Origin of the sequence: Streptomyces sp. NPDC006610 (assembly GCF_040611575.1) — a bacterium.
GTDB lineage: Bacteria > Actinomycetota > Actinomycetes > Streptomycetales > Streptomycetaceae > Streptomyces.
Map to the genome: position 1 here is coordinate 19,610 of NZ_JBEXOP010000045.1, position 12,459 is coordinate 32,068.

Here is a 12,459-nt window from a genome sequence, read left to right on the forward strand (position 1 = left end):
ACCTGCCCGTTCTCCCGCCGCCGGGGACGTACGACGTGTGCGGGCGCCCAACGAGGCGCCGGTCCGCCCGTGCAGTGGCCCAACGCGAAGGCGGCGGCCGCCGAGGTGCGGCCGCCGCCTCGTCACCCGCGGATCAGGAGCGGATCACGAGGTGTGCGGGCAGTTGCCCCGGTACTCCTCGATCGTCAGGCTCGGCCGCGGCAGCGGGCAGAGGAACTGCTCGTAGCGGGTGTCGTTGTCGATGAAGCGCTTCAGCCAGCTGATGCTGTACTTCGCGATCGTCGTGTTGGACGAGTTGGGCGTGAAGTGCGAGGCGTTGTTCAGCTCCAGGTACGCCTTGTCGAGCGTGGAGGGCAGGTTGTTGTAGAACGGCTCGGCGTGGCTGGAGACCGAGGCGACCGTGTCTCCGTCGGCGCCGACGATCAGGGTGGGCGTCCTGACCTCGGGCCAGGTCTTGTCGGTGTTCCACGGCGTCAGCGGGATGGCCGCCTGGAGGGAGGGCCGGGTCTTGGCCGCCTCCAGGCTGCCGCCGCCGCCCATGGAGTGGCCCATCACGCCGAGGCGGGTGCTGTCGACGCGGCTGCGCACGGAGCTGCGCTGGGTGAGGTAGTCCAGCGCGGCCAGCAGCTGGTCGCCGCGGGAGTCGGGCTGGTCCATCGTGGTGTTGGTGTCGATGGTGAACACCACGAAGCCCTGGGAGGCCAGTCGCGGGCCGAGCCAGGCGATGGAGGACTCGTAGGCGGTGAAGCCCGGCGAGATGGCGACGGCGCCGAAGGTGCCGTCGGCGGTGCTGGTCGGGTAGTAGATGGTGCCGCCGCCGAAGCCGGTGACGGCGAGGGAGGAGACCGAGGTCTGCGAGACGGCGTAGGGGCCGCGCGTGGCCTCGATGCTGGCGTTGGTCGGGGCCGGGCCGCGCTCGTAGGGGTTGTCCGCGGCGTGCGCGCCGGGCCCGGTGAGGGTGGTGAGCCCGACGACGGCGGCGACGGCCGCGGCGGCGCCGGCGAGCCGGCCGGTGCGCCGGAAGGGCCGGGTGGCGGGGGAAGCGGTGCTGGGGACGGAGTGCTGCTGCACGACGAGTCGTCCTCTCGGTCGTGGCGAGCCGCCCACCGCACGCGGCACTCGGGGACACGACACGGGTCGGTCCCCGCGGTGCGCGGGGCGGGCGCCGCCGACTGGCTGGCCGTGCCACTGTCGGCGGGAAGCACCGGCCCGGGGACCGGCAATGTCACCAGTCATCGACGAGGATTCGACCGACGCGCCGGACGAGGGCTCGCGCCGGCCGTCCCTCCCCCGTCCCGTCCCCGCGGGCCCCTCCCCCGTGGCCGGGCCTCGGCTGTGCCGCCGTCGCGCCGGTGTGAAACGCTCGCCGGGCAGGAACGACCACTGTGACGAGGGAAGAGGAGCGGCATGCGGATCGGACTGCTCGGCACCGGCCCCTGGGCGGGGATGGTCCACGCCCCCGCCCTGAGCGGGCACGACGAGCTGGAACTCACCGGCGTCTGGGGCCGCCGCCCCGAAGCGGCCAGGGAACTGGCGGAACGTCACGGCACACGCGCCTACGAGGACGTGGACGCCCTGCTCGCCGACGTGGACGCCGTCGCGGTCGCCCTGCCCCCGGCGATCCAGGCGGAACTGGCGGTGCGGGCCGCCCGGGCGGGCTGTCATCTGCTGCTCGACAAGCCCGTCGCCGTGTCGGTCGAGGCGGGCCGGGCCGTGGTCGAGGCGGTGGAGGAGGCGCAGGTCGCCTCGGTCGTCTTCTTCACCACCCGTTTCCAGCCGGAGCCGGACGCCTGGATCGCCGAACAGACGGAGCGGGGTGGCTGGTTCGTCGCGCGGGCGCAGTGGCTGGGCGCGGTGTTCACCAGCGACAGCCCGTTCGCCGCGTCACCGTGGCGGCGGGAGAAGGGCGGGCTGTGGGACGTCGGCCCGCACGCGCTGTCCGTACTGCTGCCCGTCCTCGGGGACGTGACGCGCGTGGCGGCGGCCGCGCGCGGCGCCGAGGGCACGGTGCACGCCGTGCTGGAGCACGCCGGGGGCGCGACCGGCACGCTGGTGCTGAGCCTGAACGCGCCGCCCGCGGCGGCCGGAGCGCTGGTGGAGCTGCGCGGCGAGTCCGGGGTGACGTATCTGCCGGAGGCCGCCGACCCGCCGGTGACCGCGTTCGGCCGGGCCGCCGACGCGCTGCTCGCCGCGGCGCGCACCGGGCGCGCGCACGCGTGCGACGCGGCGTTCGGGCTGCGGGTGACGGAGGTTCTCGCCGCGGTGGAGGAGGAGCTGGGCCGGTCCACGACCTGACGGCGCGGGGGCACGGAACGGCGATGCGTTCCGTGCCCCCGCGTAGCCGGGCCGGTGCGGCCCTTCCGGGCGCCTCGCCCGTCAGGCGTGACGGTGCGTGTGCCGACGGCCGCCGCCGCCCGCGATGGCCCGGTAGAGCACGAGCAGGATCAGGGAGCCGACGATCGCGGCGATCCAGGTGGACAGGTCGAAGAACCCGTCGATGGAGTCGACGCCGAAGATGACCTTCCCCAGCCAGCCGCCCAGCAGACCGCCGGCGACGCCGATCAGCATGGTGACGATGATTCCGCCCGGGTCCTTGCCCGGCAGAAGCAGCTTGGCGATCGCACCGGCGAGCAGTCCGATCAGAATCCAGGCGATGATGCCCACGGCTCCTCCACAATCCTTCGGAAATGTGTTCCCTTACCGGATGCGCCGAGATTGCGCCATCAAACCCGGAATGTGTGACCCCCGGGTCCGGTGCCGTACGGTTTCCCCAGGCCCGGCGGTTCAGGCCTCGCGCCAGCGGAACCAGGCGCGGTCGCCGCGGATGTGCAGCAGGAAGTCCGCGACGGGGCCGTCCGGCGAGGACAGCGAGACGCGCCGGCCGATCTCCTCGTACACCGTCTCCCACTCCCGCCAGTGCCCGTCGTCGTCCCCGTCGTCCCGCTCGGCCAGGGCCAGTTCGCGGGCGAACAGGTCCCGTACGGCGGGGTAGGCCGGGCCGGGGGTGAACCGTCCGGCCAGCCACGGGAAGTCGGCGTCGTCGACGGCGATCTCCCCGACCAGGTCGTCCCCGCTGCGCACGTACCAGGTGTCGTTCTCGAATCCCATGCGCCCAGCCTGGCCTCCGGATGCGCGGCGCGCCTCGGGGATGAATGGTGTTAGTGGACCCTGTCGCCCCTGTGGGTACACGGGACCGAAGCACATCCCCGGACCGGAGGAGCAGAGATCATGTCGACGCCACAGCCCGAAGCTTCCCGGCAGCCCGCCGACCGCGTCACCCCGGACGCACTGCTCCACACCCGCACCGGCACCGACGTGTCCCCCGAGGATCTGGTCCTCGCCTCGGGCAAGGACATCACCCCGAAGAACCTGGAATGGGCCCGCCGCAAGCTGGACCAGGAGGGTCCGGCGGCGATGGACAAGCTGCTGCCGTAACCGGGCGCCCGCGCCGAAGGCGACCAGGGGCGCGCCCTGGTCGTCCGTCCACGCCCGGCCGTCCCGGCCGGGCGTCGCGCATCACGTCGTGTCCGGGCCGCTTCCAGCGGCCGGAACGGTACGGCCGGCGCATCGGCCCGGCCCGGAGGAGACCGCCGAGGCGCTGTCGGCGGTCTCGCGGGGCCGGCCGGGCGACGGGCCCCGCCACGCTCCTACAGCAAGCCGGCCGCGCCCGCGCCCGACCGCCGAAGGCCGCGCTCGGCAGTCCCGGCCCCGCCGATGCACCGCGGGAGCACGCCGACCCCGGCCCCCCGGGCGATCCGTGGGGCCGGGGTCGGCGTGTCACCGTGCGACCGCCTGTCAGGGCAGGTCGCGGTCCTCCACGACGTGGACCGCCGCTTCCTCCGCGCCCGCCGCGCCCGCGTCGATGCCGACGTCGTCGGCGATCTCCTCGCGGGTCGTGTCCGTGCGCAGGCCCTCGTCCGGGGCCACCAGGCGCCCGGCGCGGTCCTGCCCCGCCTCCGGGTCCACCGGTTCTCCCTCGCCGTCCGGCAGGTCGCCGATGCCGTCGCCCTGCGGTTCGCCGACGTCGGGCCGTTCCTGGGCGAGCCGCTGGTCCAGGGTCTCGCCCTCCTGCTGCTCGGCGGCCGTGGTGCCGTGCTTGGTGACGCCGAGCGGCTTCTCCGGGGGCGAGTAGCCCTCGTCCAGGGTGTCGTCGTAGGTCCGCTCGTCGAGCGCGTCCTGCATGTCGAGGGGGGCGGCGTCCTCCTGCTCCTCATTGGTCCCGGTGGGCTGGTAGGCGTCGTCGGCCATCGGTTCGGGGCTGGTGCCCATGGCTGTCTCCCTCCATGTCCGCAGTCCCGCGTTTCCCGATCCGCACGCCCCAATCCCGGCTCGCCCGGCAAGATCGCCGATGCGGCCCGGCGCGGCCCGCCGAAACCATCCTGAACGCCCTGTTCGAACTGCCGGTGCGACTACTGTCGCGGCGAGCGCCGTGGGCCGGGTGCGGGAGGGCGAACGCCGTCGGTCGGAGGCTGGTGTGTGGACGCCGCCCGTCGGAGTCTGGGGTGCGGACGCCGTGGGCCGGAAGAGAGGGAAGGCATTCCGCGGGCGGGGGCCGTGGGCGGGAAGGATGGGGGCATGAAGTGCTCGCAGTGTGACGCCACGGGGCTGGAGGCCGGTTTCGTCGAGGATTCCGGCGACGGGTCGAAGGGATTCGCGCGGTGGATCCCGGGGGCCCTGGAGCGCGGTCTGTTCGGCGGGGCCAAGCGGTTCGGGCGGACCCGGTTCCAGATCGACGCCTACCGGTGCCCGAAGTGCGGACACCTGGAGCTGTTCGCCCACCACGAGGTGTGACGCGCCACGGCGCCTTCGTGTCGTCAGTCCCCGTCGTCCAGGTCGTCCAGGTCGGCCAGTTCGGCCAGTTCGGCGAGGTCCGCGACGACCCGGTCGGCGCCGTGCGCGTGGAGGGCGTCGGCCTGTCCGACGCGGTCGACGCCGACGACGTACCCGAAGCCGCCCGCGCGTCCGGCGTCCATCCCGGCCAGGGCGTCCTCGAAGACGGCCGCCCGCCGTGCTGCCACGCCCAGGTCCCGGGCGGCGGCCAGGAAGGTGTCGGGGCGGGGTTTGCCGGGCAGGCTGCGCTCGGCGGCGACCACGCCGTCGATCCGTACCTCGAACAGGTCCTCGGCGCCGATCGCGCGCAGCACGTCGCGGCAGTTGGCGCTGGAGGAGACGACGGCGGTGCGCAGCCCGGCGGCGCGGACGGCGGCGACGTAGCGCAGGGTGGTGTCGTAGGCCTCGACGCCGCCGGTGCGGATCCGCTCCAGCAGGAGCGCGTTCTTGCGGTTGCCGAGGCCGTGCACGGTCGGCGCGTCCGCCGGGTCGTCGGGGCGGCCCTCGGGCAGACGGACGCCGCGGGAGGCGAGGAAGGTGCGGACGCCGTCCGCGCGAGGGCGCCCGTCGACGTACTCGTCGTAGTCGGACGGGGTGAAGGGCCGGAATGCCGCGCCGTCGCGCTCCCGCAGGAAGGCGTCGAACGTCTCCTTCCAGGCGGCCGCGTGCACGACGGCCGTCCTGGTGATCACTCCGTCGAGGTCGAAGAGACAGGCCTGGATGTGGCGGGGAAGTCCGAGCTGCGTCATACCGGACACCGTTCCCCGCGCGGTCCCGTCCGGTGGCCGCCGGGGGCCGGACGGCACGCGGATGGCAGACTCTGCCTGTGTCCGTGACCTTCCCCGGCCTCCTCACCCGCGCCCGCGCCCTGGCCACCGGCCGCCGACGGGCCCTGCTCGGCATCGCCGGCGCTCCCGGCTCGGGCAAGTCGACGCTCGCCGAGCGGCTGGTGCGGGAGCTGAACGGCGACGGCGAGCCCTGGGCCGCGTCCGTCCCCATGGACGGTTTCCACCTCTCCGACGCCGAGCTGGAGCGGCTCGGCCGCCGGGGCCGCAAGGGCGCGCCGGACACCTTCGACGCGGCCGGGTACGCGGCGCTGCTGCGGCGGCTGCGGGAGGAGGCGGACGGCGACGACACCGTGTACGCCCCCGCCTTCGAGCGGGACCTGGAACAGCCGCTGGCCGGCGCGATCCCGGTGCCGCCGGCGGCCCGGCTCGTGGTGACCGAGGGGAACTACCTGCTGCTGGACACGGGCGCGTGGGCGAGGGTGCGCCCGCAGTTGGACGAGGTGTGGTTCTGCGAGACGGCCGAGCCGGAGCGGATCCGCCGCCTGACCGCCCGTCACGAACGGTTCGGCAAGAACCCCGAGCAGGCGGCGGCCTGGGCCCAGGGCCCGGACCAGCGCAACGCCGACCTGGTCGCCGGCACGCGGGCACGCGCGGATCTGGTGGTCACCGTCTCCTAGGCCGTCCGATGAATGCCCGCGGCGGCGCGGCTCTTCGCGGGTGGCCCCGCGTGACGTGTGATCCCCTTCTCGGGACGACGGTGCGGTCCTGCACACGCCCCCGTACCGCAGACTGGTCCGGACGCGTCGAGCCGGACTCCGCCCACCGCGTGCACCGGCACCGCCCGCACCCACCCGCACCCGCACCCACCCCCCGTCGCCTGCCACCGACCGCCCGCCGCTTGCCGCTTGCCGCCCGCCGCCGCACGACGGGACGCCTGTTCACCCGCCCCCTCCCACCCCCCTGTTCCGGAAGGGCCGGGCGGCATTTCCGCCACGGTGCGTGAGCTATGTTGAAGCTCCGTTGGGGAGACGAAGGAGGCGCACCGGTGCCATCGCCGCAGCAGGCACGCGCACAGGCGTCCGCCATCACCTCGGGGAGGACGGTGGCGGAAGCGGCCGCTCCCGCCTCCCAGCTCCGGGCGCTGTTCGACCGGCCGCGGCTGTCGCCGGGGCAGCGGCGCATCGCGCAGTACCTGATCGAGCACCTCACCGAGGCGGCGTTCCTGTCGATCACCGACCTCGCCGAGCGGGCGGGAGTCAGCCAGCCCTCGGTGACACGGTTCGCCGCGGCGGTCGGATTCAGCGGTTACCCCGCGCTGCGGGAGAGGCTCCAGACGATCGCGCTCGGCTCCCTGGCCGGCGGCCCGGTCGCGGCCGAGGAGGAGAGCGGCAACGAGCTTCAGGCGGCGGTGGACGCCGAGATCGAGAACCTGGAGAACCTGCGGCGCGACTTCGCCGATCCCGCGCGGGTCGTCGACACGGGCAGGCGGCTGTCGGAGTCGACGCCGCTGACCGTACTGGGGCTGCGCATCTCGGTCTCCCTGGCCGAGTACTTCGCGTACGCGGCCCGGCGCATCCATCCCGACGTGCGGCTGGTGACGCGGGGCGGCAGCGTCGCGTACGACGCGCTGCTCCAGGCGCGGGAGGCGGGCGGGACATGGGTGCTGGCGTTCTCGCTGCCCCGGCACGCGCAGGAGACGCTGGCGGCGGTGCGGGTCGCGCGCGATGCCGGGCTGCGGGTCGCGCTGATCACCGACCTGGCGCTCGGACCGGTGGCCGACGCGGCCGACGTCACCTTCGCCACCGGCACGGGCTCCCGGCTGGTCTTCGACTCGTACGCGGCGCCCGGCGTGATGGCGGCGGCACTGCTTCAGGCCATGACCGACGCCGACCCGGAACGCACCCAGGCGCGCCTCGACGCCTACGAGCAGCTCTCCGACCAGCACCAGTTCTTTCTGCGGGACTGAGCCGGGCCGGTCCGGGGACCGTCGGGATCCCGTCATTCATGAATGTTTTCATACGTCTTGCAAACCGGACGGCATATATAAATACTGCTCGCGGGCCGCACCCCCGCCCGGCTCACCGGGCCGCAGCACGAACATCCGAGCCGTCGTCCCCTACCCACGGCGGTGCCCGGGTGTTCGGCCGGGCGGTCCCGGCCATCCCCTAGGCCGGGGCCGCCCTCCCCGTCCGCGCCGCCGGACCGCCCTGGCGACCAGCACACCGGAAGCGATGATCATGTCTCTGACGTCCACGCGCCCAGGCCCGGACTGGCCGTGCCAGGTGAAGACCCCCGGCAGTTACGACTGGGAGCGGTCCGCCGCCAAATGGCTGCGCGAGCTGGTGCCGGCCCGTTACGCCGGCTACCCGGCGCTGATGCGGCACCCGGTGCTGCTCGCCCGCCACGCGCACATCCAGGTCCAGCAGGAGATCCGGATCGCCCGCACGGCCCTGCAGACCGCCCGCGCCGACCTGCCGAGGCTCGGGGTGCCCGAGTCGGTCATCGAACACACGATCACGATGTACGCGGCCGAGGTCGGCCAGCTCCAGCATCTCGCGCGCAGCGTGCGCGCCGTCACGCAGGCGCTCGCCCATCGCAACGCGGCGCGCTGAGCCGCAGGTGCGGCCGTACGCGCATCACGACGTGCGGTCAAGCCCGCGCTACGGGCGGGACGACTGTGCGATGCTCGTTCGGTGACGAGCGAGCCCGCCCTTCCCGCGGAGTCCGGCGCCGGATCCGACACGGTCGGATCGACGGGCGGCGTGATCCGTCAGCGTGCCGACACGGACCGGCTACGGGACCTGACGGCCACGTCGGCGATCCTGGAACGCGCCAAGGGCGCCGTCATGGCGCTCGCCGGCTGTTCCGCGGAGGCGGCGCACCAGGAGCTGCTGGGCCGGGCCCGGGCGGCCGACCGCACCCTGATCGAGGAGTGCTGGATCACGCTCGGCGCCTTCGGCGCTCCCGCGCCCCCGCCCGCCCGGGGCTTTCCGCCTCCCGGCGCCTCCCCCACCGTGCCCCTCTCCCGTGCGCCGGGCGGCGACGCATCGGATGACCTGGCGCGGCTCGGGGCGGCACTGTCGGGCGTCGCCTCCCCGCAGGAACTGGCGCGCCGGCTGCTGGAGCATCTCGCGCGGACGGTGGCGGCCGACGCCGTGATGGTCTTCGGGCGGCTGCCCTCCGGCGGCCTGGAACTCCTCGGGCACGCCGGGATCGGCGACGTGCTGGCCGACCAGTGGCAGCGGGTGCCGCCGCTGGACGGGCTCGCGCCGCTGGAGGCGCTGACCACCGGACAGGCCTGCTGGGTGGAGGACATCGACCGGGAGCGCCGGCGTCCGCTGATCGGCGACCCTCCGGAGCGATGGCAGTCGCGGGCGTGGCTGCCGGTGCCCAACGGAAACGCGGCCGAGGGCGTCGTCGGGGTGCTTCGCTCCCGTCCGGGGCCGTTCACCGCGCGCGCCCGCGAGCACCTGCGGGCCGTGGTCCGGCGCTGCGCCGGGCGGCTGCGGGCCCCGGAGGCCCGGACGGCGTCCGTCGGCGACGACGCCGCCGGGGCCGTGCGGGCCGTGTTCGACGCGCTGCCGGGGTCCGCGCTGCTGCTCACCCCGCTGCGCGGCCCCTCCGGCGACGTCGAGGACTTCCGCGTCGACGCGGCCACCCCGGACGCTGCCGCCGCCGACGGCCGCACCGGGCGCGAGCTGCTCGGCGCGCGGGTCCTGCACTGCTGGCCGCCGCTGGCGGACGGGCCGTTGTGGCGGCGGTGCCTCGACGTGCTCGACACCGGCCGACCGTACGAGGGGGAACCGTTCGCGGGGCAGGAGCCGGCGGACGGGTCCGCGGAGCCGTCGGTCCGGTCGGTGCGCGTGACGCGCCTGGGCGCCGGCCTGGTCGTCGGCTGGACGCGGCACGATCCCGCCGAGCGGCAGGAGCAGCGGCTGGCGGACGTGCAGCGGCTGGGCAACCTGGGCTGGGCGAGCTGGGACCTGGTCACCGGCGAGGCCGCCTGGGCCGCGCAGGTCTTCACCGTGCTCGGCCGCGATCCGGAGGCCGCCCCCGTCCCGCTGGGCGACCTGCCCGGCCTGGCCCTGTCCGAGGACCGGCCGGCGCTGGCCCGGGCCCTCGGGGAACTGGAGCGCGCGGGGACCCCCGCCGCCGTGCCGTTCCGGATCGAGACGCGGGACGGCGTACGGCATCTGCGGATCGTGGCGGAGGCGGTCACGGGCCCGCACGGCACGCCCGTCGAGGTGCACGGCTTCCTCCAGGACCTCACCGCGCAGCGCAGCGCCGAACTCGCCCTGGTGGAGAGCGAGCGGGCGATGCTGGCCCAGCACGGCGTGCTCCAGGCCGAGCGGGAGCTGGCCGGCCGGCTCCAGCACGCGCTGCTGCCGCTGCCCAGCGAGCCGCTGCGCCCGGCGGGACTGCGGGTCGAGGTCGCCTATCTGCCCGCGCAGTCGGGCATCCACGTCGGCGGCGACTGGTTCAGCGCCATCGAACTGGCCGACGGCTCGGCCCTGTTCGTCGTCGGCGACGTCGCCGGACACGGCATCGACGCCGTCGCCACGATGGCCCAGCTCCGGTTCACGGCCAAGGGCATGGTCAGCACGGGGTCCTCGCTGACCGGCGCGCTGAGCCGGCTCAACACCCTGCTGCTGCACTCCCGGGACGCGCACGGCACGGCGACCATGGTGCTGGCGCTCTACCGGCCCGACGAGCGCCGGCTGGTGTGGGCGCAGGCCGGTCACCCGCCGCCGGTGCTGCTGCGTGCCGGACAGGTGCGCCGGCTGGAGCGGCCGCGCGGGATGCTGCTCGGGGCGTGCGCCGCGCCGCCGTACGAGGAGGCGGAGTGCCTGCTCGAGCCCGGCGACCGGCTGCTGCTCTACACCGACGGTCTGGTGGAGCGGCCCGGCGAAGGGCTGGACCTCGGCCTGGAGCGGCTGGCGCGGGCGATGGGCGCGGAGCACACCGACGAGCCCGGCTCGCTCGCCCCGCTGCTGGACGCGATGCTGGAGGGCGAACTGCGCGACGACGTCTGCGTGGTCGACGTCCGTGTCCCGCGAGAGGCGGACGTCGCACACCGCTGACCCCGGCGGCGGCCGTCCGGTTCAGCCGTCGGCGACGGCCGCGGCGCCACTGTCCGCCACCTCCCGGCCGCGGTCCGCCTCGTCCCTCACCAGCAGGGCGAGCAGGGCGGCGACGGTCAGCCCCGCCTCCGCCGGGTGCCGCAGCACCTTGTCCGGCTCGATGCGGTACGTGTTCGTCCGGCCCTCGCGCCGGTGCGAGAGGTATCCGGCGTGTTCCAGGTCGGCGATGATCTTCTGCACAGCCCGCTCGGTGAGTCGGCAGTACGCCGCGATGTCCCGCACGCGGGCGTTGCGATCATCGGCGATGGCGGCCAGTACGCGTGCGTGGTTGGTGAGGAAGGTCCATCCGGTATGCGGCTCAGGCACTGCACCCATGCGGCCATCATAGGACCTCTGCTTCCCGTATTTCAAAACGCGAAATCTGTTTCGTGTATCGCTTGACGCGTGACACCTCGGGGCAGACGCTGGGAATGACGGCAGGCAGGAATCACGAGGGAGAGGCGGTCATGCGGCCCGACGCGCCGGTGATCGACAGGCGGCCCGACGGCGCCCGGACGATCGTGAAGGTCCGCGGGGAGCTGGGGCTGCAGTCGGGCGACGTATTGCGCGGCACCCTGGAGGCCGCCCTCACGACGTCGCCGGAGGGCCTCGACCTGGACCTCGGCGACGTGGACTTCTGCGACTGCTCGGCCCTCAATGTCCTGCTCGGCGTCCGGGAGCACGCAGTGGCGGAAGGAAAGACCGTGACCGTCCGTGCCGCCGGCCCCGTCGTCGAACGCCTGTTCACCCTGACGGGGACCCGGCCGCTATTCCGACCCGGCGCCGCGGACGGCGACGACCGCGAGGATCTCGGGGCGGAGGTCGCCCAGCTGCGGCGCGCCATGCGGACGCGCCCGACCATCGACCTGGCGCGCGGGGTGCTGATGGCGTCGTTCGGACTGAGTCCGCAGGACGCCTGGCACGTCCTGGTGATGGTGTCGCAGCACACCAACACCAAGTTGCACCGGCTCGCCGAGGACCTGGTGACGGCCGTGCAGGGCGACCCGCTGCCCGAGGAGACGCAGCGGCAGGTGGCCGCCGCGGTGGCCCGGCTGTCGGCCTCCGATGGGCACTGAGTGCCACCATCGCCCGGCGGTCCGACACCCCCCACCCCCTGAGCCTCCTGCCGAGTAGAAGAGCACCGGAACGCAGGCCGGATTTGGCGGTACCCAGTACCTTTACGCCTGACACTCAGTGCCATACGCTGTCGGCCGTGCACGGTGGCACGGTGAGCCGCGCACATGCGTGTGCGGGCGCCGCGCACGCGGATTTCCGGCCGAGCGCAGGGAGTTACAGCGTGTACCAGACGTCATCAGGAAGCGCCGCTCAGCAGGCTTTCGGCTCCGCGGCGGGCGTTCTCGAGCACCGGAGGGGCGACTCGGACGCCATGCTCTTCCAGCGCTGCACCTGGTGCGGCACCGTCATGTACCACCGGCTGCTGTGCCGGGTCTGCCAGGGCAGCGACCTGCGCACCGAGCGCAGCGCGGGCGTCGGCACGGTCCGCCACACCACCGTGGTGCACCGCAACACCCCGGCCGCGCGCAACGTCTCCCTGATCGAGATGGCCGAGGGTTTCGTGGTGCGGGGCCGGGTCATGGGCCCGCCCGTCGGCATCCACAGCGGGGACCGGGTGCGGCTGTCCACGGCCAAGGACCCCGTGCGCGGGGAGCCGGTGTTCCAGCTGGTCGACGAGCCCTACCGCGCCTGGACGTGACCGGCCC

The 12,459-nt window shown here is 74.3% G+C and carries 15 protein-coding genes; 9 read left to right on the plus strand and 6 right to left on the minus strand.

Annotated elements, in window-relative coordinates; genetic code table 11:
* Positions 1 to 144: 144 nt before the first annotated feature.
* Complete coding sequence (locus tag ABZY13_RS28390; protein ID WP_356635675.1) at positions 145 to 1,071, minus strand: alpha/beta hydrolase; 927 nt, start codon at positions 1,069 to 1,071, stop codon at positions 145 to 147.
* Positions 1,072 to 1,407: 336 nt separating this feature from the next.
* Here ABZY13_RS28390 and ABZY13_RS28395 point away from each other — a divergent pair, with 336 nt between their 5' ends.
* Positions 1,408 to 2,295, plus strand: coding sequence for a Gfo/Idh/MocA family oxidoreductase (locus ABZY13_RS28395; protein ID WP_356635677.1), 888 nt, complete (start codon positions 1,408 to 1,410; stop codon positions 2,293 to 2,295).
* Positions 2,296 to 2,376: 81 nt separating this feature from the next.
* On the opposite strand, the gene ABZY13_RS28400 is transcribed toward ABZY13_RS28395, so the two are convergent.
* Both ABZY13_RS28400 and ABZY13_RS28405 read right to left on the minus strand, forming a co-directional pair.
* Positions 2,377 to 2,664 carry a GlsB/YeaQ/YmgE family stress response membrane protein gene (locus tag ABZY13_RS28400; protein WP_356635679.1) on the minus strand — a complete coding sequence of 96 codons (288 nt, stop codon included), beginning with the start codon at positions 2,662 to 2,664 and terminating at the stop codon, positions 2,377 to 2,379.
* 120 nt (positions 2,665 to 2,784) lie between these two features.
* Positions 2,785 to 3,108: a hypothetical protein gene (locus tag ABZY13_RS28405; RefSeq protein ID WP_356635681.1), complete on the minus strand. Its 324-nt coding sequence runs from the start codon at positions 3,106 to 3,108 to the stop codon at positions 2,785 to 2,787.
* A 120-nt stretch (positions 3,109 to 3,228) separates the two neighbouring features.
* Here ABZY13_RS28405 and ABZY13_RS28410 point away from each other — a divergent pair, with 120 nt between their 5' ends.
* Entirely contained in the window at positions 3,229 to 3,435 is a 207-nt protein-coding gene (locus ABZY13_RS28410; RefSeq protein WP_356635682.1) for a hypothetical protein, read from the plus strand.
* A gap of 360 nt (positions 3,436 to 3,795) precedes the next feature.
* On the opposite strand, the gene ABZY13_RS28415 is transcribed toward ABZY13_RS28410, so the two are convergent.
* Complete coding sequence (locus tag ABZY13_RS28415; RefSeq protein ID WP_356635684.1) at positions 3,796 to 4,269, minus strand: DUF5709 domain-containing protein; 474 nt, start codon at positions 4,267 to 4,269, stop codon at positions 3,796 to 3,798.
* A gap of 306 nt (positions 4,270 to 4,575) precedes the next feature.
* Between ABZY13_RS28415 and ABZY13_RS28420 the strand changes: the two genes are divergently transcribed.
* The gene (locus ABZY13_RS28420) at positions 4,576 to 4,791 is read left to right on the plus strand and encodes a hypothetical protein (RefSeq protein WP_356635686.1); all 216 of its coding nucleotides are present in this window, start codon (positions 4,576 to 4,578) and stop codon (positions 4,789 to 4,791) included.
* A 23-nt stretch (positions 4,792 to 4,814) separates the two neighbouring features.
* On the opposite strand, the gene ABZY13_RS28425 is transcribed toward ABZY13_RS28420, so the two are convergent.
* Entirely contained in the window at positions 4,815 to 5,579 is a 765-nt protein-coding gene (locus tag ABZY13_RS28425; RefSeq protein ID WP_356635688.1) for a beta-phosphoglucomutase family hydrolase, read from the minus strand.
* 77 nt (positions 5,580 to 5,656) lie between these two features.
* On the opposite strand from ABZY13_RS28425, the gene ABZY13_RS28430 reads away from it, so the two are divergent.
* The 4 genes from ABZY13_RS28430 (at position 5,657) to ABZY13_RS28445 (ending at position 10,699) form a co-directional block, all read left to right on the plus strand.
* Complete coding sequence (locus ABZY13_RS28430; RefSeq protein WP_356635690.1) at positions 5,657 to 6,295, plus strand: nucleoside/nucleotide kinase family protein; 639 nt, start codon at positions 5,657 to 5,659, stop codon at positions 6,293 to 6,295.
* A gap of 368 nt (positions 6,296 to 6,663) precedes the next feature.
* On the plus strand, positions 6,664 to 7,584 hold the full coding sequence (locus tag ABZY13_RS28435; RefSeq protein WP_356635692.1) for a MurR/RpiR family transcriptional regulator: 921 nt from the start codon (positions 6,664 to 6,666) through the stop codon (positions 7,582 to 7,584).
* Between the two features lie 265 nt (positions 7,585 to 7,849).
* Positions 7,850 to 8,230, plus strand: a complete 381-nt coding sequence (locus ABZY13_RS28440) for a hypothetical protein (protein WP_356635694.1) — start codon at positions 7,850 to 7,852, stop codon at positions 8,228 to 8,230.
* 81 nt (positions 8,231 to 8,311) lie between these two features.
* Positions 8,312 to 10,699 (plus strand): SpoIIE family protein phosphatase, encoded by a 2,388-nt coding sequence (locus ABZY13_RS28445; RefSeq protein ID WP_356635696.1) that lies wholly within the window; start codon positions 8,312 to 8,314, stop codon positions 10,697 to 10,699.
* Between the two features lie 21 nt (positions 10,700 to 10,720).
* Here ABZY13_RS28445 and ABZY13_RS28450 read toward each other — a convergent pair whose 3' ends face one another.
* A complete protein-coding gene (locus tag ABZY13_RS28450) occupies positions 10,721 to 11,074 on the minus strand; it encodes a helix-turn-helix domain-containing protein (RefSeq protein ID WP_356635698.1) in 354 nt (117 codons plus the stop codon).
* 131 nt (positions 11,075 to 11,205) lie between these two features.
* Here ABZY13_RS28450 and ABZY13_RS28455 point away from each other — a divergent pair, with 131 nt between their 5' ends.
* Both ABZY13_RS28455 and ABZY13_RS28460 read left to right on the plus strand, forming a co-directional pair.
* Positions 11,206 to 11,814 carry an ANTAR domain-containing protein gene (locus ABZY13_RS28455; protein ID WP_356635700.1) on the plus strand — a complete coding sequence of 203 codons (609 nt, stop codon included), beginning with the start codon at positions 11,206 to 11,208 and terminating at the stop codon, positions 11,812 to 11,814.
* A gap of 311 nt (positions 11,815 to 12,125) precedes the next feature.
* Positions 12,126 to 12,452, plus strand: coding sequence for a zinc ribbon domain-containing protein (locus tag ABZY13_RS28460; protein WP_356635762.1), 327 nt, complete (start codon positions 12,126 to 12,128; stop codon positions 12,450 to 12,452).
* The last annotated feature ends 7 nt before the right edge of the window (positions 12,453 to 12,459 follow it).

What these genes read in the sequence shown, in the direction of transcription:
- ABZY13_RS28395 (WP_356635677.1), top strand. Translation starts at nt 1,408, where the DNA reads ATGCGGATCGGACTGCTCGGCACCGGCCCCTGGGCGGGGATGGTCCAC.
- ABZY13_RS28405 (WP_356635681.1), bottom strand. Translation starts at nt 3,108, where the DNA reads ATGGGATTCGAGAACGACACCTGGTACGTGCGCAGCGGGGACGACCTG.
- ABZY13_RS28410 (WP_356635682.1), top strand. Translation starts at nt 3,229, where the DNA reads ATGTCGACGCCACAGCCCGAAGCTTCCCGGCAGCCCGCCGACCGCGTC.
- ABZY13_RS28415 (WP_356635684.1), bottom strand. Translation starts at nt 4,269, where the DNA reads ATGGGCACCAGCCCCGAACCGATGGCCGACGACGCCTACCAGCCCACC.
- ABZY13_RS28420 (WP_356635686.1), top strand. Translation starts at nt 4,576, where the DNA reads ATGAAGTGCTCGCAGTGTGACGCCACGGGGCTGGAGGCCGGTTTCGTC.
- ABZY13_RS28425 (WP_356635688.1), bottom strand. Translation starts at nt 5,579, where the DNA reads ATGACGCAGCTCGGACTTCCCCGCCACATCCAGGCCTGTCTCTTCGAC.
- ABZY13_RS28440 (WP_356635694.1), top strand. Translation starts at nt 7,850, where the DNA reads ATGATCATGTCTCTGACGTCCACGCGCCCAGGCCCGGACTGGCCGTGC.
- ABZY13_RS28450 (WP_356635698.1), bottom strand. Translation starts at nt 11,074, where the DNA reads ATGGGTGCAGTGCCTGAGCCGCATACCGGATGGACCTTCCTCACCAAC.
- ABZY13_RS28455 (WP_356635700.1), top strand. Translation starts at nt 11,206, where the DNA reads ATGCGGCCCGACGCGCCGGTGATCGACAGGCGGCCCGACGGCGCCCGG.
- ABZY13_RS28460 (WP_356635762.1), top strand. Translation starts at nt 12,126, where the DNA reads ATGCTCTTCCAGCGCTGCACCTGGTGCGGCACCGTCATGTACCACCGG.